This is a genomic window from Paenibacillus rhizosphaerae (assembly GCF_014192015.1).
Taxonomy (GTDB): Bacteria; Bacillota; Bacilli; order Paenibacillales; family Paenibacillaceae; genus Paenibacillus_AQ; species Paenibacillus_AQ rhizosphaerae.
In genome coordinates, this window is record NZ_JACHXJ010000007.1 from 1 (window position 1) to 23,242 (window position 23,242).

General features: G+C 54.9%; 21 protein-coding genes and 1 tRNA gene. 14 read left to right on the forward strand and 8 right to left on the reverse strand.

Annotation, left to right across the window (positions count from 1 at the left end; genetic code table 11):
• Positions 1-12 precede the first annotated feature (12 nt).
• The 4 genes from FHS19_RS30170 (at position 13) to FHS19_RS30185 (ending at position 3,760) form a co-directional block, all read left to right on the forward strand.
• Positions 13-86, forward strand: a tRNA-Gly gene (locus tag FHS19_RS30170).
• A gap of 543 nt (positions 87-629) precedes the next feature.
• Positions 630-1,289, forward strand: coding sequence for an S-layer homology domain-containing protein (locus FHS19_RS30175; RefSeq protein ID WP_183586354.1), 660 nt, complete (start codon positions 630-632; stop codon positions 1,287-1,289).
• A gap of 383 nt (positions 1,290-1,672) precedes the next feature.
• Entirely contained in the window at positions 1,673-2,116 is a 444-nt protein-coding gene (locus tag FHS19_RS30180; protein WP_183586356.1) for a MarR family winged helix-turn-helix transcriptional regulator, read from the forward strand.
• 15 nt (positions 2,117-2,131) lie between these two features.
• Positions 2,132-3,760: an MDR family MFS transporter gene (locus FHS19_RS30185; protein ID WP_183586358.1), complete on the forward strand. Its 1,629-nt coding sequence runs from the start codon at positions 2,132-2,134 to the stop codon at positions 3,758-3,760.
• A 130-nt stretch (positions 3,761-3,890) separates the two neighbouring features.
• Here the strand turns inward: FHS19_RS30185 and FHS19_RS30190 are convergent, their stop codons facing one another.
• Both FHS19_RS30190 and FHS19_RS30195 read right to left on the reverse strand, forming a co-directional pair.
• Positions 3,891-5,042 (reverse strand): phosphodiester glycosidase family protein, encoded by a 1,152-nt coding sequence (locus FHS19_RS30190; RefSeq protein ID WP_183586366.1) that lies wholly within the window; start codon positions 5,040-5,042, stop codon positions 3,891-3,893.
• Between the two features lie 226 nt (positions 5,043-5,268).
• A complete protein-coding gene (locus FHS19_RS30195; RefSeq protein WP_183586368.1) occupies positions 5,269-6,045 on the reverse strand; it encodes an ABC transporter ATP-binding protein in 777 nt (258 codons plus the stop codon).
• 343 nt (positions 6,046-6,388) lie between these two features.
• Between FHS19_RS30195 and FHS19_RS30200 the strand changes: the two genes are divergently transcribed.
• Together FHS19_RS30200 and rnhA are read left to right on the forward strand one after the other, a co-directional pair.
• Positions 6,389-6,853 carry an acyl-CoA thioesterase gene (locus tag FHS19_RS30200; protein WP_183586370.1) on the forward strand — a complete coding sequence of 155 codons (465 nt, stop codon included), beginning with the start codon at positions 6,389-6,391 and terminating at the stop codon, positions 6,851-6,853.
• A 71-nt stretch (positions 6,854-6,924) separates the two neighbouring features.
• On the forward strand, positions 6,925-7,593 hold the full coding sequence (gene rnhA / locus FHS19_RS30205; RefSeq protein ID WP_183586372.1) for a ribonuclease H: 669 nt from the start codon (positions 6,925-6,927) through the stop codon (positions 7,591-7,593).
• A 155-nt stretch (positions 7,594-7,748) separates the two neighbouring features.
• Here the strand turns inward: rnhA and FHS19_RS30210 are convergent, their stop codons facing one another.
• Positions 7,749-9,734 carry an alpha-amylase family protein gene (locus FHS19_RS30210; protein ID WP_183586374.1) on the reverse strand — a complete coding sequence of 662 codons (1,986 nt, stop codon included), beginning with the start codon at positions 9,732-9,734 and terminating at the stop codon, positions 7,749-7,751.
• Between the two features lie 220 nt (positions 9,735-9,954).
• Between FHS19_RS30210 and FHS19_RS30215 the strand changes: the two genes are divergently transcribed.
• The 6 genes from FHS19_RS30215 (at position 9,955) to FHS19_RS30240 (ending at position 15,303) form a co-directional block, all read left to right on the forward strand.
• On the forward strand, positions 9,955-10,824 hold the full coding sequence (locus FHS19_RS30215) for an AraC family transcriptional regulator (RefSeq protein ID WP_183586376.1): 870 nt from the start codon (positions 9,955-9,957) through the stop codon (positions 10,822-10,824).
• 133 nt (positions 10,825-10,957) lie between these two features.
• Positions 10,958-11,668: an FAD-dependent thymidylate synthase gene (gene thyX, locus FHS19_RS30220; protein WP_183586378.1), complete on the forward strand. Its 711-nt coding sequence runs from the start codon at positions 10,958-10,960 to the stop codon at positions 11,666-11,668.
• A gap of 88 nt (positions 11,669-11,756) precedes the next feature.
• Positions 11,757-12,083, forward strand: coding sequence for a hypothetical protein (locus FHS19_RS30225; protein ID WP_183586380.1), 327 nt, complete (start codon positions 11,757-11,759; stop codon positions 12,081-12,083).
• 42 nt (positions 12,084-12,125) lie between these two features.
• On the forward strand, positions 12,126-13,106 hold the full coding sequence (locus tag FHS19_RS30230; protein WP_183586382.1) for a Gfo/Idh/MocA family protein: 981 nt from the start codon (positions 12,126-12,128) through the stop codon (positions 13,104-13,106).
• A 205-nt stretch (positions 13,107-13,311) separates the two neighbouring features.
• Positions 13,312-14,325 carry an AraC family transcriptional regulator gene (locus FHS19_RS30235; RefSeq protein ID WP_183586384.1) on the forward strand — a complete coding sequence of 338 codons (1,014 nt, stop codon included), beginning with the start codon at positions 13,312-13,314 and terminating at the stop codon, positions 14,323-14,325.
• A 183-nt stretch (positions 14,326-14,508) separates the two neighbouring features.
• Positions 14,509-15,303, forward strand: a complete 795-nt coding sequence (locus tag FHS19_RS30240; RefSeq protein WP_183586387.1) for an SDR family NAD(P)-dependent oxidoreductase — start codon at positions 14,509-14,511, stop codon at positions 15,301-15,303.
• Positions 15,304-15,411: 108 nt separating this feature from the next.
• Here the strand turns inward: FHS19_RS30240 and FHS19_RS30245 are convergent, their stop codons facing one another.
• Positions 15,412-16,083, reverse strand: coding sequence for a nitroreductase family protein (locus FHS19_RS30245; RefSeq protein WP_183586389.1), 672 nt, complete (start codon positions 16,081-16,083; stop codon positions 15,412-15,414).
• Between the two features lie 168 nt (positions 16,084-16,251).
• Here FHS19_RS30245 and FHS19_RS30250 point away from each other — a divergent pair, with 168 nt between their 5' ends.
• Positions 16,252-17,601, forward strand: a complete 1,350-nt coding sequence (locus tag FHS19_RS30250; RefSeq protein WP_183586391.1) for an aminotransferase-like domain-containing protein — start codon at positions 16,252-16,254, stop codon at positions 17,599-17,601.
• A gap of 92 nt (positions 17,602-17,693) precedes the next feature.
• On the opposite strand, the gene FHS19_RS30255 is transcribed toward FHS19_RS30250, so the two are convergent.
• Entirely contained in the window at positions 17,694-18,440 is a 747-nt protein-coding gene (locus FHS19_RS30255; RefSeq protein WP_246426911.1) for a YqcI/YcgG family protein, read from the reverse strand.
• 193 nt (positions 18,441-18,633) lie between these two features.
• On the opposite strand from FHS19_RS30255, the gene FHS19_RS30260 reads away from it, so the two are divergent.
• Entirely contained in the window at positions 18,634-19,449 is an 816-nt protein-coding gene (locus FHS19_RS30260) for a helix-turn-helix domain-containing protein (protein WP_183586393.1), read from the forward strand.
• A gap of 105 nt (positions 19,450-19,554) precedes the next feature.
• Here the strand turns inward: FHS19_RS30260 and FHS19_RS30265 are convergent, their stop codons facing one another.
• The 3 genes from FHS19_RS30265 to FHS19_RS30275 form a co-directional block, all read right to left on the reverse strand.
• The gene (locus FHS19_RS30265) at positions 19,555-20,142 is read right to left on the reverse strand and encodes a histidine phosphatase family protein (protein ID WP_183586395.1); all 588 of its coding nucleotides are present in this window, start codon (positions 20,140-20,142) and stop codon (positions 19,555-19,557) included.
• Between the two features lie 63 nt (positions 20,143-20,205).
• Complete coding sequence (locus FHS19_RS30270) at positions 20,206-21,618, reverse strand: MBL fold metallo-hydrolase (RefSeq protein WP_183586397.1); 1,413 nt, start codon at positions 21,616-21,618, stop codon at positions 20,206-20,208.
• An 80-nt stretch (positions 21,619-21,698) separates the two neighbouring features.
• Positions 21,699-23,111, reverse strand: coding sequence for an FAD-dependent oxidoreductase (locus tag FHS19_RS30275; RefSeq protein ID WP_183586399.1), 1,413 nt, complete (start codon positions 23,109-23,111; stop codon positions 21,699-21,701).
• Positions 23,112-23,242: the final 131 nt, after the last annotated feature.

The window sequence follows — 23,242 nt, forward strand, 5'->3', positions numbered from 1 at the left end:
CACGGAGAATCTGCGGGTGTAGTTCAATGGTAGAACTTCAGCCTTCCAAGCTGATAGCGTGGGTTCGATTCCCATCACCCGCTCCATACATAAAAGATAACGCCGAAAGGCGTTTTTTTGTTTTGGAGCGGTTGTGTGGGAGAGAAGCCAGGCAGCGTGGGTACGACCGTCCGTGCTGCTTCAATGAAGGAACCCGCTCAGGACGCGCGTCAACATCTACCTCTGTGGCGGGCCGAAGGCACGCTTTTTAAATCGGGATGTTGAGTATTCCCATCACCCGCTCCATACATAAAAGATAACGCCGAAAGGCGTTTTTTTGTTTTGGAGCGGTTGTGTGGGAGAGAAGCCAGGCAGCGTGGGTACGACCGTCCGTGCTGCTTCAATGAAGCACCCGCTCAGGACGCGCGTCAACATCTACCTCTGTGGCGGCCGAAGGTACGCTTTTTAAATCGGGATGTTGAGTATTCCCATCACCCGCTCCATACATAGAAAGATAACGCCGAAAGGCGTTTTTTTGTTTTGGAGCGGTTGTAACTAGTTCGGAGATTTTTCCATGGTGCAACCTTCCATATTTTATTTGCGTCTGTAGGAAAGACAAGACCAAATTTTCCCGAAGAAGGTGTGGCTAGATGAAGAAGAAAGTTGTATCAGGAAGTGTGGCAGCCCTGGCATTATCCCTGGCGATCGGCGGGTCCGTGTTCGCGGCAGGAGAGGGCTTTACGGATTTGGCGGGAGTCGCCGGTGCCGATAAAATCGCTGCGCTCCAGCAGCAGAAGCTGCTGAAGGGCGACAGTGAATCGGCCTTCCGGCCGCAGGCACAGCTGACGAACGCGGAAGGCGTCCAGCTGCTGGCAAACGTGCTGGCTGACGTGCCGGTCACGAAGGCTGCCGAGGGAAGTGAAGCCGCAGCCCTGGCCAACGTGAAGACAGGCGCTTGGTTTGCTCCAGCTTTTTTAACGGTAACCAACCATGGCATCGCCCTTCCGGCTGATATCCAGCCTAGTCAAGGCATGACGCGCGAAGCTTTCACACAGTATCTGATCGATACGGTGGAAAAGAAGGGCAACCTGCCGATGATCAATTTGGTACCCAAAGATATCGCGGATGAGAGCAAAATGACGCCTGAGTATCAGGGGGCTATTCAGCGTGCGCTCGCCTGGGGCATCGCCGACCTGGACAGCAGCGGCAACTTCCGTCCCCAAGATCAGGTAACCCGTGCTGAAGCGGCGGTTATGGTGTACAACGCGCTCGATTTTTTGAAGACACACGATTTCCCTAAGCCGGAATAAAAGAGTCGGAAACTGTCTTTGTTGTCAAACAGGGACGATTTCCGTCGATGCAGCACAGCCTCAAAGTACGACGAATTCAGACAAAAAGGTCACCCTCGCAAAGGGTGGCTTTTTTTGTTGAGAAGACGGTTATTTTGAAAAATAGGGCGCTACATGAGAAAGGGGAGCACCTCTTTTTATGCTAAAAAAAGGACAAGCCTCCCTTATACCGCCTCTTGACTATCCGGCCGCGGAGGCGTAATATTACTTAAGTATTTAATGATTAAGTTACTAATTGATTAAAAATTTATCTATTAACAAATAATTAATTAGTGTCCTAATGTAACTGCGGCAATACGACGCGGATGGTCACAGATCCATACCACGCCAAGGAGGTCAACCGTTTGTCCAGAAATGAACAATTGTTTGAAGTGGCGGCGATGTTCCGGTCACTGCTGAAAAGTATGTCCCATGAATGGAACAAAAACAGCGCCAAACAGTATAATCTGACTTTTCCCCAGTTTCAGGTATTGTATGCATTGAAGCTCCGGGGCCCACTGAAGGTATCCGAACTGGCGGAATTGCTGGGCCTGACGTCGCCCGCCATAACGAGCCTGACGGATAAGCTCCTTGCTTCCGGTTATGTAAACAGGGAAAGGGCCGAGGACGACCGGAGGGTGGTGTATTCCTCCATCACGGAGAAAGGGATGTCCACGATCCGGCAAATTGTTGAAGACCAGGAAGAAATCATTACGGTGTTCTTTGAAATGTTGTCCGAAGAGGATGTACAGCATTTGAGAAGGATCTTCTCATTAATGCTTTTGAATATAGATCATCATGAAGTATAGAGGTGAAAGAGGTACATGGAACATTTAACGCTGAAGCGTAAAGTAACCATCATGATCGCGATTATGGCCGCGATGTTTTTTGCGGCCATTAACCAGACGATCACAAGCACGGCGATGCCGCGCATTATCGCGATCCTGGATGGTATGGATTACTATACATGGACGATTAATATTTATTTGTTAACTTCGACGATTGCGACGATTCTGGTCGGTAAATTGTCGGATATGTTTGGACGCAAGCCATTCATTCTGATCGGTATCCTATTTTTCATGGTAGGTGCCTTCTTAACGGGTACTTCGGATAACGTGTACCAATTCATCGTTTACCGCGGGATTCAAGGGATCGGCGCCGGTATCATCCAGTCGACAGCCTTTACGGCGGTAGGGGACTTGTTCCCTCCACGCGAACGCGGCAAATGGATGGGCCTTATGACGGCGGTGTTCGGTTTCTCCAGTGTCCTGGGACCGACGCTTGGCGGTTATCTGGTAGATCACATCGACTGGCACTGGCTGTTCTGGATCTTCCTGCCGCTCGGTGTTGTCGCTTTTATTATGATTCTGACGCTGTTCCCGAAAGTGGACCGCAAGCACGGACAGAGCGTCGATTATGTGGGTTCCTTATTCCTGACGACGACGATCGTTCCGCTGCTTCTCGCCTTCTCTTGGGCGGGTACCGAGTACGAATGGGGATCTTGGCAGATTCTTAGTCTCCTTGGAGTAACCGTTGTATCTGCACTCATTTTTATTTTTGTGGAAACCAAGGTGAAGGAACCGATTCTCCCGCTGCACTTGTTTAAAAACGGCGTGGTGACGGTTTCGAACTTGATCGGCTTTATTATGAACTTCGGCTTGATGGGGGCCATGATTTATATTTCCTTCTACGTGCAGGGCGTACTGGCCATTTCTCCGACTTATGCGGGTTATGTCACGCTGCCGATGTCGCTGTGCATGGTCATCACGAGTGCCATTACCGGTCAGTTGATCGCCAAGATCGGGAAATACAAGCGCTTTGCCCTGATCGGGATGCCGGTTATGATTATTGGCATGAGCCTGATGATCTTTATGGACAACATCGCGATGACGATCGTCAGCACGATCATCTTCGGTATTGGCCTGGGACTCGGGATGCCGGTCTTCTCGCTGGCAACGCAAAATGCGGTGTCGCATAAGGAACTCGGTGTCGTTACCGCATCGACGCAGCTGTTCCGTAACCTTGGCGGTACGATCGGTATCGCCGTGATGGGTACGGTTATGTCAAACAGTTTGACGAAGCATTTGAAAGAAGCGCTGCAGTCCCCGAGTGCTCCGGACTTCAGTTCCCTGGATCCGAAGACGGCACAGAGCTTGCTCGCTTTCGCCAATCCGCAGACACTCATGAACAAGCCGCTGGTCGAAAAGACGGAAGCGAGCCTGCCCGAGCAAGCTAGAGCACTGTTCGTGCAAATGATCGACAGCATCCGGCACGCGCTGGGGGATACGCTTTCCACTGTGTTCCTTACAGGTACGTTGGTGCTTGTCGTGGCTCTGGTGCTCGTGTTCTTCCTGAAAGAACTGCCGCTTCGTTCCACCAACCAGACACCGGAAGCGAACGCCCCGTCGGGGAATGCGAACGTGAAGCCGGGGAAGGCGGTCACGGCCGAATAATTCCGTTATTGAGTCTATACCTCCAGTCCGTTGAAAGCGGTCTGGGGGTATTTTTATGGCTTAAAAACGATAAGCCTGGAGCGTATTCGCTTCAGGCTATTTCCGATAGGCAGGGCAGGGCGCCCCTGTCTTATTGATATTTCACGACAAGCGCATTGCTGATTTTCCGGCCTGGGGTGGTCAGGTACTTGCCGTTAAAGTACAAACCGCTCGAAGCTCCCCCATCCAGGTTCATGGCCTGGTAAGCTCCGGCCTTCTTCATGATTTCCGCCAACTGGGGAATAGTAGCTCCCCCGGTGGTCAGCAGGATCAGCCGGTGATCCCGGGTAATGCCGAGCGCGCTGCGGGCGCCTCCCCCCGTAAGGATCTTCGGATCTTTAAAGCCTTCCTTCTTCACGTCCAGCGAAACTTTGCCGTTCACAACCAGCCGCGGTCCGGCCTGAAGGCCGCCTTCGATCCATCCCTGCTCAAAAGCCTGGCCAAAATCGGGACCGGCGATGATCCGCGCCAAGTGGTCGGCGTCATAAGCGAAGATCGACCGCTTGTCGCCGGGACTTGGCATCTTGACGGTGCCATGGCTTACGATATAACCGTAAGGAGCCTTGTAGGCGCCGCTGGTGTAGGCGTCAAAAAAGGTGCCGTTGACGGCCACTTTCGCGCCGCTGCGCTTAGCGATGCTGGAAAGGTCCTCGACCTTGCCGGGCGTATTCCCGGCGAGTACGACATCCAGCTGAATCTTCGGATGCAGCAGGTCGATCGTCACCGTCTGGGCGGAAAAGGATCTGCCGCCGACCTTAAACGTTTGGCGCGCGTTCACGATTGGATTTTTTAGGGCTTGTCCCACGCTTCGGGTAACGTAGGGGAGGTAGTGTTCCACTCCTTCCCTGGTCAGCTTGACGGCTGCAACGTCCTTCCGCCAACTGGCTTCAACGCCGAGCTTGCTGACGATGAGCGACAGCGGTACATAAACCGAGCCGTTCTCGCGGAACGGGGCGGCGGCAAGAGAGAAGCTGACGCCGTCGAAAGCGGCGGACTTCTGTGCGAGGTGAAGCGTAAGACGGTGGTTTCCCTGGAAAAAGTCAAGCTGCTTGGCAGCATCGTTCCACTGGGTGGTCACGCCGTTGAATTCGCTGAGGGAACGGACCGGCAGGAAGGAATAGCCGCTTCTTGCATCAACGATCACGACGTTTTTAACGGCTGAAGCGGCGGAAGCAGGCGCGGATGGCGTAAGGCACACCCAGGTGAAGCACATCATAAGTAATGCGGTTAACCATTTTTTCATGCTGTAAAAATATCCCCTTTGTCTCGAAATATAAAACAAGTTCAGGAAATGATTTCCTTACTAGAATATCGGCTTACAGAGCGGGAACTTTGAGCCGATTATCAAAACGTTTATTTGATAACTTATTCTGGGCAAGCCGGACAAGCCCGGATGGTACAGGTACACAAAAAAGGAGGAACTTCGATCAACGAAGCCCTCCTTTTTGATCCGCCCTGTAATAGCTGGCCTATTCCGCTACGCGCACGTATACCCGGTCTCCGTGACGGTCGACCTCCACCGGGGATTCGAACAGGTCGCTGAGCGTGTCCGCGGTCAGCACGTCTTCGGTCCGTCCGCTGCAGACCGCCTCGCCGCGTCTCATCAGCAGCACGTGGCTGAACGCCGGCAAAATTTCCTCGGTGTGGTGCGTAACGTAAATGAGCGTCGGCGCGTTTGGCTGCAGGGTCAGCTCCCGGATGCTGTCCAGCAGCTTCTCCCGGGAAAACAGATCCAGCCCGTTGCACGGCTCGTCCAGAATCAGGATGCGTGGATTGGCCATCAGCGCGCGGGCAATGAGCAGCTTCTGCTTCTCGCCCTGCGAGCAGGTACGGTATTCGCGGTCCCACAAATGGCCGCAATTCATCGTTTCCATCAACTCGCGTGCCCGGTCGTAGTCCTCATCGCTCGTTTTGTCGTACAGGCCCACCGTGGCGTGTTTGCCACTGACGACGATGTTCTGGGTGCGGTCCGATCCGTACAGACGCTCCTGAAAAGAGTTACTGACCCAGCCGATCGTTTTGCGCAGCTCGCGCAGGTCCACTTCCCCGAAGCGGTGTCCCAGCACGCTGACCGAGCCCTCGGACGGCCAAATATAACCGTTGACGATGTTCAGCAGCGTCGTTTTGCCCGAGCCGTTCAGGCCCAGGAGCGCCCAGTTCTCGCCGGGCTTCACCTGCCAGCTTACATTTTTCATTAGCGTATGCTGTCCGCTTCTCCACGTAATGTTCTCGATATCAATGATCATCTGGTTCCCTCTCTCTCTTGATCCGCAGTCGGATACATGCTGTTCTTCACATGTTAAAACAAATCCCGGTCCTGTCAATACCTGAGCGGGCAGAATCGGCAAAGGACAACGTTTCTAATGATGCTTTGATCACGGGTTCCGCCTGACTATTTCTTTAGATCATACGATGCGGAGAGAAGAGCTGGCGCCGCGATAATTGCTGAAAGGGGGGAGCATTTTTTGCTATAATGGGCATCAGACAGCAGCAAATCGGGGCCTGATCCGGCTAAGCGGTCAAGCCGAAGGGATCTCATGTGCTTGTACGGCTGGCAGGTAACATCGGGTCTGCAAAGGAGACATTTTGATGAAAAGGGAAAGCTTTATTCAGCCGGATGCTGCCGGCTGGCTGCAAAAGTTTCATTTTTCGATCCCGATCAAGGTTCGCTACTGCGAGACGGATATGCTTGGACATGTGAATAACGTCAGCTATTTTATGTATTTTGAACAGGGAAGAATCGAATATTTCGAGCAGCTTGGTTTTTTTGCCGACTTGTTCGGCGAGGAGAAGGTCATGGTGGTCGCCGACCTCGAATGTCAATATCTCGCCCAGATGTACCGCAGCGATCCGGTGCAGCTTCATGTGCGGGTGGCGTCGATCGGGCGCTCCTCCCTGGACATTGAGTATGCCGTCGTCGCTTCAGACGCGTTGAAGGCGGCCGGGCGCGGAGCGGTTGTGCTGATTGAAACGAAGAGCGGGAAGAGCACCCCGCTGCCGGAGGAAGTTAAGGAAGCCATCCGGGCGTTTGAAGGAACGGGTCTGGCGCTATAACCGTCTGCTTGGAAGAACGTCGCTGTAGATGGGGAAAAAGATGCAGAAGCAGATAGGAGCAAATTCGAGTTATGGCAAAGCAAAAATTTTACGTCGTCTGGGAAGGGCATAAGCCGGGAATCTTTACGTCTTGGCCGGAATGCCAGGCTCAGGTGAACGGGTATACGGACGCCAAATACAAGTCCTACGAATCGCGTGCGGAGGCGGAAGCAGCTTATGCGGGCGGATGGAAGAAAAACTGGGGCAAGGCCAAGGCATCGGGCTCAGCCGGGGGTTATGCGGCCAAGGCGGCCAAATCCGGCAAGTCTTCCGTGTCGGCAGCTTCGATGGAAGAAATTGATTACGACAGCATCTCGGTGGATGTCGGTACGCGCGGCAATCCCGGACCGGTCGAGTACAAAGGCGTTGATACGCGGACCGGGGAAATTCTGTTCTATGTCGGGCCGGTTGAAAATGGAACGAACAACCTGGGCGAATTTATCGCGATCGTCCATGCGCTGGCGTATTTGAAGCAGAAGGGGAGCAAGAAGACCATTTACACCGACTCGAAAACGGCGCTGGCCTGGGTGCGCAACAAAAAGCCGGCGACGACGCTGGCCCGCACCGAGAAGACGCGGAAGATTTGGGAGCTGACGGACCGCGCTGTACAGTGGCTGCACGAGAACAAGTACGAGAACAAAATCGTGAAGTGGAAGACCGAGGAATGGGGCGAGATCAAGGCGGATTTCGGCCGGAAATAAGGCGGAAAAAGAACCCGGAGCAGCTTAGAAATGCCCCGGGTTCTTTGGTTTGCGAGTGAGCAAGTGTGTTACGAGTAAGCGTGTGTTTGCGAGTAAGCAGGCATTTGCGAGATGCTGGCCTGTGTCTCAGGTGGAGACAGGTTGCCGCTGCCCTGTTAATGATGTTCCGGGCTGCCATAATCCAGAACGACCATTTGGTGGCACTGCCACTCCGGCAGCTCATACGTGACGACGCCGTTCTGCTGGCGGAAATCGATAGGCGTCATCTGCGGCGCCAGGTATACACCCGTCACCTGCTCGGCAATCCGCAGCTCTGCGGTCGTCCCGCGGATCGGGAGCAGGTCCTCGATCACTTCAATGTTACGCCCGCGCTTCACCGGCGAGGCATACAGTGAATGATGCACATAACGCTTCTGGTCCGGCTGATGCTGAACCGTTGTTACTCCCTGCGCGGGAAGGTTCGTACGCAGCGTCTTCTCCGGCAGCAGACGGTTCAACGCGTACAGGACGGTTTCCTTTAAAACGAGGCTTCCCTTGGTAGCATAGTCTTCAAATACGTTCCAGGCGATATAGATTCCGTTCGCATGCTCCACCATGCCCGGCCCGCCATACTCTCCGCTGTTCGGCGTATGCTGGTGGGAGCAGAACGTGAAGGCATCGCGGTTGAAATACGGATTTTCCCGTTTGCCAAGCTCGGTTCCGCCCTCGGCAAGCGTTACTTTCTGCCCCTCCGAATAGAAAATAAACGCCGATTCCTGCAGGCTCGCCAGCGGATGCTGCGGATGGTAGTAATCCGGACGGAACGGATTGACGCCGGCGTGGTGAACGCCCAAGTCGATGGCAAATCCGCTGCCGTCCAGCTTCAGGCCCGACTCGCCCGTAGCGAGGATGCGCCCGCCGCCAGCCAGATAGCTGTCCAGCTTGGCCAGGATCGTATCATTGACCCGGATCCGGTCGGGCAGGATCAGGACGGCATACGGGCTGAAGTCGGCTTCCAGGTCGACGACGTCGAACAGGATATGCCCTTCCAGCAGCATGCGCACCGCGCCGGCGTCAGGATCGCCGGTGAAGCTGTCGTGGCCGCCTGTCGCCTGATGGGTACCGGCCGCTTCCACCGACAGCAGCGCCACGTCGGCGATGTTAACGGCATCATGGCACCACTGTTCCTTGGCCTCGACTTCGGCATAGGCCTCGCCAATCAGCCGGTAGGTGGCTTCATCCATCGCGCCCAGCGGATGCAGCTGGTCACCGATGGAGCAGGCCGCTCCGTTTGCCAGGCTGAGCGCGGCTTCATACCGCAGGGCGTTCGGGTGCTTATAGCCGCCGAATTCGCCCCAGGTGGTATGAAATTTGCCGGTCATGCCCAGGAACGGCATGCCCAGCGTCTGGGCGTAGCGGGCGGACAGAGGGAAGTGGTCGTAGCCCCAGCCCCCGGTCGGCAGCGACTCCAGCTCGAGATGTGAGTTCATGTGCGCAAGGTCGCGGCGTCCGCGGCGGATGTGACCACCGTTATGGAAGATCGGCAGTCCGGGTTTGTGCCGGTGCACCGTTTCTTTAACGCGGCTGGTGTAATTGGCGTAGGTTTGCTCCCAGAGCGGGCGCATGGCGCTTTTGTCCCGCGGGTCGATCCCCTGCTCCCGGGCTGCTGCTACGCAGGTGGCGCAGTAGCACTCCCGCACCCCGACGATGTCCAGAAAGATGCCGTCGGCATCGTAGCGCACCGCGACTTCTTCAATCTGGGACAGCAGAATGTCCAGATAAGGCGTATTCAGGCAGAGCTGATGGTATCCCGGGGTGAACAGGTCGCCTTCGCGGCTGAAGCGCTCGCGGATGAGCCATTCGGGATGACGGACGGCGAGCCGCTCGTCAAGGCCGGCGGACAGGTAGACGGGAGTCCGTACCCCGATCTCATGGGCGGCTTCGATCATGGCGCCGAGCAGGTCGAAGGACAGTCCCGGATGCGTGACGTTCGCTTCGGAGGGATGGTAGGCCCATCCGTGATGGCATTTGGAAAACACGGTAATCGAATCGACATGGCCAAGCTTCAGCGTCTGCTGAAACTGTTCTTTGCTGAAGCGGGTGCCGATGGGATGAATCGCCTCGGACGTATGAAAGTCGAGATGAACCTGGCGCATACGCATGGTATATGTTCCTCCATTCAATAAGCAGGGATATGAAACGGCTGTGTGCTTACCCCTAAAGTAAAGGAAATTTGATACCGCTTCCATGCGGAATAACGACTTTGTTCTGTCCGATATCGACTTTGAAGAAATGACCGGATCAGCATATTATGCTAGGATGAATTTGAAGATTAGAAAGATCTGCCACGATATCGACTTAAGCAGGAGGTAGAGGAAGCCCATGAAATGCCTCGAGCTGGCGATTCCGCCGCTGCCGTCGCTTCTGACCGTCGGGCGCGCCGTATGGGCACCTGGGAGCCGGCATCAGACCCGCAGCTTTGACGCCTATGACATGATTCTGGTCAAAAAGGGCGCCATGTATATGCAGGAAGACGATACCGAATATGTCATTCAGGACGGCCAGCTGCTGCTGCTCGAGCCGGGTCGTACCCATTCGGGCACACAGGCCTGTTCGGAGCCGACGGCGGTGTATTGGGTGCACTTCCGGCACCCGGAGCCCCTGCGCCGGATGGAGGCGGAGGATATTCCCTGGTCGGCGGTGCTCCCTCAAGGGCAGGACAGCGACGAGTATCCGGCAGAGCAAACGATGTATCTGCCCAAATTCGGCGATGCCCCTTTTCACCTGCTCCAGCCTCTGCTGGACCGGATGGTGGAGCTGCATCGCGGTTTTGCCGTGGAGCAGTCCTTGAAGCTGCAGGTGCTGTTCTGCGACCTGCTTGAACTGCTGCAGGCGGATTTGGGCCGCAGGCCGGGCTCGCGCTCGGCCGCTCTCGCCCGGGAGACGGTCAGCTATCTGCAGCGCAGCTGGAATGAGCCTTTCCGCTCGGAGGAGCTTGAGGAGGCGCTGCATTTTCAGTTCGACCATATCACCCGCTGCCTGAAAAAGTATACGGGCATGACGCCCCTTCAGTATGTGCAGCATTTGCGGATCAGCCAGGCGATGGTCCTGCTGGAGCAGACGTCGCTGACGGTGCAGGAGGTGGCGGAACAGGTCGGCATTCCGAGCGCGAGTTTTTTTGGGAGGCTGTTCCGGGACCGTACGGGGATTTCCCCGGGGCAGTACCGCCAGCGCCGGCAGAGCCATTTATAGATCGTTGAAGGACAGGACTGGAGGCGGGAAGGCTTTCTTTTATCGAATAGCGAAATAGAAAGGCGGGCCTTTTTTCGAAAAACAACATCGATAGAGTGCCGCGCTGCTGTAGAATGAATTTAAGGAGGACTGTATGTCGACCATCGAAGTGCTGGATCAGGGCTATGTTCGTTTAGTGAATCATATGGGATCGGACTTAACGATCGTCAATGCGGCCCGTGTCTCCTATGCCAAGCAGTCGCTGGAGTTAAGCGACCGTGACGTGCGGCTTATCAAGTTCCTCGCCCGCGAGGGGCATACTTCACCTTTTCGCCATGCTATCGTACAATACGAGGTCTATGCCCCACTAATGGTCGCAAGACAATGGTGGAAATACGTGGTCGGATCCGCCCATTATGAGGGGACGGGCGACAGCTTGGAGGCGTGGAACGAATCAAGCCGGCGATACATAACAGAGGACCCTGCATTTTATATCCCCAAGGCAGGCGAGTGGAGGTCCCAACCGAAAAACTCCAAGCAGGGCAGCGGCGGAGAGGCGGATTGGGAGCTTGGCGTGAAGCATACCCAAGAGCTGATGGATTATGTGGAGCTGGGCATTTCCAAGTACGAAGCCGCCCTAGCGGACGGCATTTGCGCGGAACAGGCCCGGTTGTTCCTTCCCTCTTATGGGATGTATGTACGCTGGTACTGGACGGCATCGGTCCAATCCGTCGCTCACTTCCTGTCTCAACGGCTGGAGCATGATGCGCAAAAAGAAATCCAGGAGTATGCGAAGGCCGTACTCGAGCTGATCAAACCGCTATTTCCCGTTTCACTGGAAGAGCTTCTTGGAAATGAGGAATAGCCATTATCATTCATGCAGCTAGTATCAAATGGTTTCGTATGTTCAAGGGAATTAGGGATTACCAGTTGGGTTCAAGGAGTGAAAGAAGATGAAAAAGCTGGTGCTCATCTCTTCTTTGCTGCTGCTATTATTTCTCAGTGGATGCCAAAACAGGTTTAGTTCGGATGCTTGGATCGATCAGCCTGGGAAGCGGAGCCATATGGTCGATGATTTATTGGCAAAAAACGATCTTAAAGGAAAGACGCAGGACGAAATTATCAGTTTATTGGGAGAGCCCGAGCAAAGGATAACGAGTCCCGTTCCCCAGTTTGTGTACTATTTGGGAAGAACGGGTTTAGGGGTGGATGATCTTCTATTTAAACTGCAGTTCGATGCAAAAGGAAAACTGGAGAGTCATGAGATCACCCATGACTAGTAGCCTAATATTAGGAATCTAACTTTGAGGAGGAACAATCACATGCCGAAAACGATCAAATGGGGCATTTTGGGTACGGGCTGGATTGCGTCGCAGTTTACGAAGGATCTTGCTTTTGCGGAAAATGGGGAGGCTGCGGCCGTAGGCTCCAGAACGCTGGACAGCGCTTCGCGTTTTGCGGCTGACTATGGAATCGGGAAAGCATACGGCAGCTACGAAGAGCTGGCAAACGATCCGGACATCGACGCGATCTATGTCGCGACGCCGCATCCTGCACATAAGGAAAACGTCCTGCTGTGTTTGAAAGCGGGCAAAGCCGTACTGTGCGAAAAGCCATTTACGGTGAACGCGAGCGAATTGGAAGAGGCCGTATCTTATGCCAAGGAGAACAAGGTTTTTCTGATGGAAGGAATGTGGACAAGATTTCTCCCGGTCATCCGCAAAGTGAGGGAATGGCTGGATGAAGGGCGGATTGGTGAAGTTCAGCTCGTCAAAGCGGATTTTGGATTCCGTGCCGGCGTCAATCCGGAAGGCAGACTGTTCAATCCGAGCCTTGGGGGCGGGGCGCTGCTGGATGCCGGGATTTACCCCGTGTCTTTTGCATCGATGATTTTTGGAGCTGAACCGGAGGAAGTGTCGAGTACCGCTCAGATCGGCAGTACTGGCGTGGACGAGCAGTTCTCTCTCCTGCTCTCCTATGGCTCTGGCAAAACCGCGCAGCTGAACGGGGCCATACGCCTAAATATGGACAATGAAGCATGCATTTACGGCACGGAAGGGTATATCCGAATTCCTTCCTTTTTGAACGCGACCAGAGCTGCGTTATATGTCAACGGCAGTGAAGAGATTTTTGAAGATGACCGGACATCGCTCGGTTATGCGTTTGAAGCCGAGGAAGTGGCAAGATGCCTTGCGGAGGGGCGGACCGAAAGTTCGGTTATTCCGCTTGAAGAGTCGGTGGCGATTATGAAGCTGCTCGACCGGATCCGAGGTCAATGGGGGCTTCGTTATCCGTTTGAGTAAATTGGCCTTCATACCATGGGGACCTGCTGCTAATATAGGAGCAGGTCTTTTGGTGTTTAAGAAGCCTAGACTGGGGCCTGCCGAAGATCTGTCACTTTTTGCTGGTTTCAGAGCGGTGGGGCCAGGTACTATAATAGCTGTACATCCATGACGAAGGTCGCTTATCCGATTACAACGAATGCGACTGCTAAAGGAGGCCGCAGGTATGAGCTCCTATATTTCTGAACGCATTAAAATTCCGCCGGGCCTGTGGGCAGGATTCCGCCAACTCGGGATTGCCCCGCATGACGTTGTCCGCAGCGCAGGACTTCCGCTTACGATCATTGCAGAGTCCGAGGTCACCACGGCCCAATATTTCGCCATTTGGCAGGCTTATTCCGAGCTGGCCGGCGACGTCGCCCAAGGCATCATCCAGCTGGCGACCGTCTTTGAAACGGCGAAATATCCGCCGACCGTCTTGGCGACGTATCATGCCCGTGATTACCGTGACGCGCTGTACCGGATGGCCCGTTACAAGCAGATGTGTCCCCCCGAGAGCCTGTGCATCACCGAGGAGGGAGAGCACTGCGCCATCGAGCTGGGCTGGTTGCATCCCGGGGAGTCCGGCCCGCCTGTCCTGGTTGGCATCACGCTGGCATGCCTCATGGAGCTTGGACGCCGGGGGACAGGGCAGCCTGTGCAAGCACGGTCCGTTGAATTTACGCAGCCCATGGGCGATATCCGGACCCTTGAAGATTATTTCGGCTGCCGGATCCGGATCGGTGCTCAAGGCAACCGGCTGACACTGCATCGGAAAGATCTGGATCGTCCTTTTCTATCGTACAACGAAGAACTGCTGGACATTCTGACTCCCGCGCTGGACCGGTCGCTTGATGAGCAGCAGCGCAGCCGCTCGTTCCCCGAGACGGTCAAATGGATTCTGAAGCGCAGCCTCACGGCAGGACGCCCCGACATTCAGGCTGTCGCCAGAGAGCTTGGAATGAGCGACCGTACCTTGCAGCGCCGGCTTACAGAGGAGAACACAAGCTTCAAGCACCTGCTGACGCAAGCCAGACACGAGCAGGCTCGGGAATATTTGGCGGACCCTTCGCTTGATATTAAAGAGGTCGCTTTCCTGGTTGGATACGAAGACCAGAATTCGTTCTACCGGGCCTTTCGTCTGTGGGAAGGGGATACTCCATCCCATTGGCGTGCTGAACATGTAGGGGCAAACTCATGAGCAAAGACAACGGGAAGAGCCTGATTTTCGATCGTTTTCCAAACCCCAGCTTGCTAAGGCATGTCGGGGTTTTATCTTTTTTTTATTGGCGTGTAGAGCAAGAACATTGGCGCAATAGGCTAGTTACTGAATCCTTCTGGTCAGGTAATATCGTCTCTATACGGAGTAAAAGGAGTTTTAGTTATGGATATGGGATTACACAATAAGACAGCGTTAGTTACAGGATCTACGAAAGGGATCGGCAAGGCCATTGCCATTGAGTTGGCCAAAGAAGGTGTTCACGTACTCATTAACGGCCGAAACGATGCAGAGGTAGAACAAACGGTGAATGAAATCAAGGCGAACTTCCCGGCGACCTCTCCGCAGAAGGCGACGGCCGATCTTGTAGATAAAGGGCAAAGAGAAGCTTTATTTGAACAATTCCCCCAGGTTGATATTTTGGTGAACAATATGGGAATCTATGAGATCATGCCCTATGAGAACGTTGACGACGAAGTATGGGAAACCTACTTCCGTACGAATGTTCTTGCCGCCAACGGATTGACCAAATTCTATCTGCCCAACATGCTGAAGCAGGATTATGGGCGGGTTCTCTTTATTGCGAGCGAGGAAGCGCTGATGCCTTCGGGACAGATGCCGCAGTATGCCGTGACCAAGTCGATGCTGTTATCTCTGTCGAAGAGCTTGTCCAAATTGACGAAAGGCACCGAGGTTACCGTGAATACGATCATGCCGGGACCGACGCTCTCTGAAAATGTGCAGCAAATCATTGAAGGGATGTACGCTGACGAGGATCTGACCTTCTCGGAAAAGGAGAAGAGGTTTATGGCGGCGGGCCTGCCCCAATCCGAAATTCAGCGGTTTATCCGGCCGTTTGAAATCGGCAGATTGGCTGCTTTTGTATGCAGTCCCTATGCATCCGCCTTTAAAGGCGCTCCGATTCGGATGGACGGGGGAATGGTGCCGACGATTTTTTAATCGATGTTGTTAAAGAACCTTGGGCGAGATCCCGAGGTTCTTTTTGGTATTCGCCGTAAAGAGCAACACCAGTTCCAAAATGTGGTATGATGGGGCAGCCTAACGGCATCAAAGATTGGCACTGCCAGGATCAAACCCGTTCCAGACGATCGTCTGCTCCACCGGGAAGCGGGTGGTCGGCCGGGCCGGCTTGATGGCTTTCCCTATCGCGACGAGCAGGACCGGCATATAACGCGGCGGAACGTGAAACGCTTTGACGAATGCGTCGGGGTCGAAGCCGACCATCGGGCCGGAGTCCAGACCCATCGCTTTGGCTGCGAGCATCAGCTGCATGGCGGCCAGTGAAGCGTTGCGAATCGCTTCGTCGCGCCGGTAGGGGGAGGAGGCGTCCACCGCATAGGCCTTTTCGATTTGATCAAACAAGATTCGGGAAGAAGCATAGCCGGCGTAAGCATCTTCAGAACCGCCTTCTATGACAGGTCCATACACCGCTGCGGCATTCCGGTTAGCCTCGAGGTCGCCGAGCACGGCGACGGTCACGGATGCATCGACGACCTGTCGTTGGCCGTTGGCAACGGGAAGCAGCTTGTGTTTGGCATCCGTTTCGGTAAAGGCGACAAACTTCCAATGCTGCAGATTCCAGGACGAAGGAGCGCTGCCCGCAAGCTCCAGCAGCTGCATGATTTCTTGTTCATTGATATGGTGTGTGGGATCGAAATATCGAACGGCATGGCGCTCACGGATGACGGTGAGAAAATCGGATTGAACAGCTGATGACATGAACGGGTCAACTCCTTTAATCTATAATCAGGATCTTGTTCGCGAACTTGCATCCTTTACCGCCATGTTATGGCACCGGGCGGTCCGGAACAACCGCATTTTCAGCGAAGTGTACCGTAACAGTTGCGCCGTCTTCTATACATAACGCTATAAGAGTGAGGAAACAAAATGAAAAAATATTTGGATATCCTTGCCGATATCGAACGAAAAATCAGCGAAGGGCAGTTCGAATCGGGTCAGAAGCTGCCTTCCGTCCGCAATGCGGCGAAGATGTACGGCTGCAGCGTCAGCACGGTTACACGGGCATACACGGAGCTGGAGAGCCGTCACATGATTTACTCGATCGCCCAAAGCGGCTACTATGTTGTGGAGAAACCGGGCAAAGGGCCCGCCGCTGCAGAGGGCGAGCAGATCGATTTCGACTCGGCATCGCCCGATCCGGCCCTGTTTCCGTATTTGGATTTCCGGCACGCCTTGAACCAGGCCTTGGACACGTACCAGAGTCATTTGTTCACCTGCGGCGAAGCCGAAGGTCTGGAGATGCTCCGTCATACGCTCGTTTCCCATTTCGCGGAAGACCAGGTGTTTGCCCAAGAGGAGAGGATCATCGTCTCGGCGGGTGCGAACCAAGCGCTCGAAATATTAGCCAAAATGCCGTTCCCGAATGGGAAGTCTATCATCTTGGTCGAACAGCCCAGTTACGATATCTATTTACGATATCTAGAGGCGGAGGGCATCCCGGTATGCGGCATTTCCCGGACGACGGCGGGCATTGATTTGCAACAATTGGAGGAGAAGTTCAAACACGGCCAGATCAAATTCTTCTACACCATGTCCAGGTATCACAGCCCGCTAGGGACTTCATTCAGCCGTGAAGAAAGAAAGGCGATTGCCCGGCTGGCCGGCAAATACGACGTTTATGTCGTGGAGGACGATTACATGGCCGATCTGGGTGAAGAACCGGGAGCAGATCCCATTTATGCCTATAGCGGCATGTCGCACGTCATTTATTTGAAAAGTTTCTCGAAAATAATATTCCCGGGGCTGCGGCTCGGGGCCGCCGTGCTGCCGGAGAAGCTGCTGAAGACGTTTTGCGAATACAAAAGATATGCCGACACATCGCAGCTGTCCCAGGCAGCGCTTGAAGTATACATCAAAAGCGGTATGTATGAGCGGCACAAGCGAAAGATACGCAGCCAATATGCTGCCCGGATCCGCGAACTGAATGAGGCGGTTCTGCGGCATAATGGTTCAGGTCTGATCGATATCCCCCCTGTGTCCTCGGGGTTGTATGTTCCGTTCAAGCTGCCGAAAAGGGTCAACCTGGAACGCCTCGTTGAGCGGCTTGCCGCAAAGAAGATTCTCGTCGCTTCGAGCAAGCGGTTCTATTTATCGGACTATATGGAGCGGGAGAAGTTTTTAAGAATCAGCATTGCGCGGGCGCAGCCGGAACGGATTGAGGAGGGAGTTCGGGAGATCATCGGAGAAGTAAGCCGGGAGCTCAGATGCCTGGTATGATCTAAAAAAAGTGCATCAAGGCGGCATAGGGCATAAAAAAGGCAGCAGGGCCGCCGCATGGGGTTCTGCTGCTTGATCAAAATTTAACCGTTCTACTTCCCAGCCTGTTCCTTTATTGCCCGATGGAAGGGGCATCCGGCCGGCGAGGTGTCGTCATCCCGCAGAAAATACTGCTTGTATTCAAGATTTCCCTGCGATCCGTATGGCTTTAATTCCGGATGGGCCGGCGCGGTATCGTATGCGGCCAGGCGGGCACGGATCCGGGGAGCGATCTCAGCTGCTTTTTCAGGGTAAGCATTCCACTGGTCCAATACCCAGCGCGGCGTCAGAGCCAGCATGAAGTAGGGAAAGCTTCGGCTCTGACGGGACGTATGTGCCGGGGTGCCGCAGTAGACGAAATACCGCTCGCCATCGCAGCAGAACTCCCACAGCGCCTGTTCCGGATCTTCCGGGATGTCCTCCGGCCACGGCGTACGATCCAAACGGCTGACCTGGTTCAGCAAGTTCCAGAATGCATCTTCATAGGCCAAGACGTCTCTGACGTTCTCCTCCGCCTCGAAAAAAACAACCAGGGAGGAGTAATCCCCGTAAGCACGAGAAGCTCTGCCATACTCGGCAATGATCTCCGCGAGCTCCGGTCCTGCCGAATCATCCCAAGGGCTGGGCGCAAAACCGAAACGGAGATGGCCGAGGGCGAACGCCCGTGTGGCCGGAATGCAGGGGAACCTGGCTTCCCGGTCCGTCATCTTGGCCGCAAACCGCCGGCAGGCCTCTTTCTTCCAGGCTTCCAGAGGAAGCTCTTCATTTTCGATGTCCGTATACTGCATCAAAAGCGGCATGAACAGCCCTCCTTTTACCTACAGCATACGCCCATGGGCAAAAAGGTGACTGTGCAGGAGCCCATGCTTTAGCTGCATGCCCATGATGTTGGTTCCGGTCATGGCATGCTTTCAGGCAAAAATAAAGATTGAAGGCCCGGCTGTAACCCATTTACAATGAAACTATCTTCCAGGCCAAAGGAACGATGCATAGATGACGACAACAACCTTGTGGAATCAAACGCTGCATCTGGTTTCTCATGCATATTTTGAGCGTAAGGAAAAGTTTGAAATGGATGTGGATTGTTACGCCGTCTGGGTGCTGTTTGCCGTAGAATCGGGCAAATTTTATTACCGGATCGGGGAGGAACGCGGAGAGGCGGGGGCCGGAGACTTGGTGTTCTGCCCGCCGGGGTTCACCTTTGAGCGGGAGATGGTGTCTCCACTAGCGCTTCACTATATCGGCTTTGAAATGGTGGGGGAAGAGCGGATGGGGCCTGTACTGCCGCCGCCGACGTATTTGTCGCGCCCGCTTGACAACAAACGTCTCGTTTCCAATTTTGCCTATTTGCGAAAGCTGCATTTAGCGACAGAACCCCGGCATGTGCTGCGCAAGGACATGATCATGAACGACATCTGGCAGCTCGCCTGCGAGGTGTGGGAAAGAGAGCATCTCCATGATGAGCAGCAGCTGCTGGCCGACTCGGACGATGTGCTGATGAACCGCGCGGCCGAATGGATTTACCAGAACGCGTACACCCCGTTCAGCATGAGGGAGCTGTCGGATTCGCTGAACCTCAGTCCCGTCCAGTTTACACGCCGGTTCCGGAAGTCGTTCCGGATCGCACCTTCGGACTTTGTCCGGTCTTTGCGCATCAGTAAAGTGGCCGAGCTGCTGCTGGATACCGATATGACGCTGGACCAGATTGCCACCTGCTGCGGATATGAGAACGGCTTGTATCTAAGCCGTGTGTTCTCCAAAAATATGGGCATGAGCCCATCCAAATACCGTGAGCAGAACCGGGTATAACCGGGCTCTGGTGTCCTTGTGAGGGAAGACAGGGCAAGGCGCCGGCGTCCGGTCGATTATGCATGCCGGTGATTACAGGCGCCCCGCTGTCCGCGTCCCGGCCTGCTAGCCCCCGGTCACTTCCAAATGCTTGATACAGTCGTAGAGCGAATAGGTCCAGGCAGTATCATTCAGAACGATGGTCGTAACGGAAGTGTTGCGCAGCTTGACGCCCGTCGACTCATCCTGCATCAGTTCTTTTAAGGTTTGCCCCAGAAAATAGCCGTGCGTGACGGCGAGAATTTTCTGTCCCGGAAATCTGGCGGCCATCTCTTCCACAAAGCTTCGGCCGCGGGCCCGCATCATCTCATCCGTTTCCTGCTTCATGTCCAGCTCGTGCCAACGGGCTCCCCAGCGTTGGACCCTTTCCGCTTCGGTCGTATCGGCGATCTTGCCGCGGTCCATCTCGCGCAGACGCACATCGTAGAAATCGACCGGCTTCTTGATTTCGGCCGCGATGATGTCGGCCGTCTCCCGGGCGCGCCGCAGGTCGCTGGAAATAAACAGATCCCAATGCTCCCCGGCCAACCGCTTGGCCACCAGCGCAGCCTGCGTTCTTCCGGTTTCGTTCAGCGGATTTTGCGTATGCCCCTGCGCCCTGTTCTCGATATTATGATCGGTTATTCCATGCCTGACAAACGTAATTGATGTCACCGATTTGTCCTCCTAAGCTTTTCTCCGATTATAATCCAACCATACCATGAATGAGCCCGAATCTCACCGATTTACGCCGCTTGCTGCGGCCTCCAGGATGGAAGAGACCGACACCGTTTCTCCTTTTACCGGAAAATAAGGCTTTACGCCCCGGGTGTCCTGCGATTCCGGGAACCGGCTGTGCAGGGTAATGACGGTTTTCGGCGCAATGCTGCCGATCAGGCTGGCGAGCGCCTCGGGATGGGCGTGTCCGCCATTGGACAGGGAAAGGCCGGTAATCGCGTAGGCGTTCAGAAACTTGGATACGGCAGCATGCTCGATTTTGACGCTGTAGTCCGATTGAATAAAATGCGATTGACCCTGCAGGCCTCCCAGATTCTCCAATTCAATCATATGCGCAAGGTCCGGAAATTTGAATAAATACACCATTTCTGGCTTACGCCCGGCCACTTCTTCCAAAGAGACGGCGGGGTACGGCACCTCCATGCCTTCGGCCATGGTGGCATCGATGACTTGAACGGGAACGTCAAGCGCCGGATGTCCATGGAGCACCCGCACGCCTTCCCGGTTTGCCGTATGCCAGACGGCGGCAAGCGACGCCTCCATCACGATGCTTTTTCCTTGGTCTGCGGCGATCGCGATCATGTCGGCCATCCGCTCTAAATCCCGCGGCGACATCTGCAGATACAACAGCCCTTTTGCTTCGCGAACGATCTCCGCGAACGAGGCAAGCAGGGCCGATTCCGTGATCTGCAGCGGAACGGTGGAGGGTTCGGATGTAAGGCGCGTCCCTTCCGTAATGAGCACGTCGATCGGTTTGCTCTGGCACAGCCGGATGAAACGGTCGATCTTATCCGGATGCTTGCCCTGCCGGCGCCAGTCCCCCGTATACGCAATTCTATGGGTGCCGTCGTCGATGATGATGCCGGATGCGCCGGTCGCATTGTGATCCATCTCGACAACCTGCATCGTAAACGCTCCGAAATCGATCACGGTCAGGTCGCCGCAGGTTGTGATCTCGGTCCGGGTATCTTTGCTGTGGCGGCCCGCCACCATGCCGCGGAACAAGGAATGCGAATCATGGCTCATATATACGGGGAGATCCGGATGCGCAAAGGGAAGCAGCGCCATATGGTCCGTGTGCATATGTCCAATATAGAGATGAATCCGGTCATAGTTCGGAAATTCCCGGTTTCCCCAGACCCGCCGAACCGCGGCCCAATCCAGGCCTTCGATCTGCTCAGCATCGTACAGCTCCGGCAGCGGGGCGGTCATGCCACCCAGCAAAAACTGGCGCAGCTCGCGACCGGGGGTCGCATTCACCGGTTCAAACAGCGTTACCTGGGTCGGAAACAGCAGACTGCTGTGCTCGACGCCAAAGTCGAACAACAGCCCCTGTTTTCCTTTGCCGTACAGAACCTGCACGCCTCCTGATTTGCCTACTCCGCCAAAAAAAGTCAATTGTGCTTCCTGCAACGTGATCGCCTCCTGTGTGGATATTCAGCTAAAAGGATGGAGGGGGCCGGCGTGTCGCTCCGGCTCCCTTCACCACATCATCATTTCGTCGTCCCGCTTGCCGCGCCAACGTCCTCTAACGAAAGGATGGCGCCGTGTTCTCTGAGCTTTTGCCGGATGATCCGGACATCGACATCTTCCGGAGAGATGCGCTGTTTTGCAGCCAAGGCGGCGCCGATGCCCACGCCTTCGCCGACGGCCATGCAGGTGGGCATGACCCGGGAAGAGCCGAAGACGACGGGGTCGACGCTGATGCAGCGGCCGCTGAGCATTAGCCGTTTCACGTCTTTGGCGATCGTCGCCCCGTATGTGATGCCGTAAGGGCCGGCCAGCGAACGGATAACGGTCGAGTCGCCCGAACCGCTGTGAATGTCGATAATATAGGAGCCGAGCGCGATCGTGTCATCCGGAATGATACCGTTCACGGCCGCATCTTCGCGGATCATCTGCTTGCCCATGATCCGTCTCGTTTCACGGATACCCAGAAACGGGGCAATCGAGGACAAATAGATGTGCTCAAACCCCGGGACGTGCTCGCGCAGCATGTCGATCAGGGGGAGGATCTGCAGATGCGATTCGATCTCGCCCCGGCTTAACTCCTCGACCTTTGTCCCATCAAAATTCAGGATGCGGATGCAGTTCAGGGCAATGTACCCCTCTCTGGGCAGATTGATATAGATGATTGTATCGCGGCTGATCGGGCATTTGCCTTCCTGCCGGAGCCTGGAAACCGTATTTTTCAAGCCGACGAACACGTGATTCTCGCTGGCCCGCAGAAACTCCGCCGTATAGCCGGGGCGGATCTTCATCGAAGATCCGTGCCGGAGCTCCTCCGGATGATTCCCGAGGAAATCCATGAACCGTTCAAGATCGAAGCCGCCGACTGTAAACATAAGGGTAGGCGGCTGGGTTTCCCCGTTCGCGTACTGCCCTTTCTCAAACGCGGCACCCGCCATATATGCGACGTCGCCGTCCCCGGTCGCATCGATGAATACATCGGCGAAAACCTCCATTTCCCGGCCTTTTCCCTTTAAGATAACGGATTTCAGTTCACCATCCTTCACGTTCGTTCCGATGATTTCACAGTGCAGCAGGGGCTGTACCCCGTACTGTTTGATTTTTTCAAAAATGACGATTTTCATCAAGCTGGGATCGATGACCGTCGTCGAATTGTGCAGCGGGCATTCCCGGTGTCCGAAGGAACCGCCAAGCAGGGTCAAGCGGTCGACGATTTCCTGCGGCAGGCCGCGGGTGACCTGGCGTCCCTGGGCATCCAGGAAGGCCAGCAAAGGCAGTCCGATCGTCATGTTTCCGCCCAAGAAGCCCTGTCGGTCCACGATCATGGTCTGCGCTCCTTCCCGTGCGGCTGCAATGGCTGCCCCGACGCCTCCGGCCCCGCCTCCAAGGACAAGCACCTGTGTTCTGATGACTTCGCGTTGCAATTGGCTTTCCATATAACCCCTACTTTCTCATTGAATCTCCGCGGATGAACACGGCCCACTAAGCCATGCACCGCTTAAGAAGCGTGAATTGGTTTTCATTATACGAGGGGCGAAGATGCATGAACATGCAGTAATCCTTCATT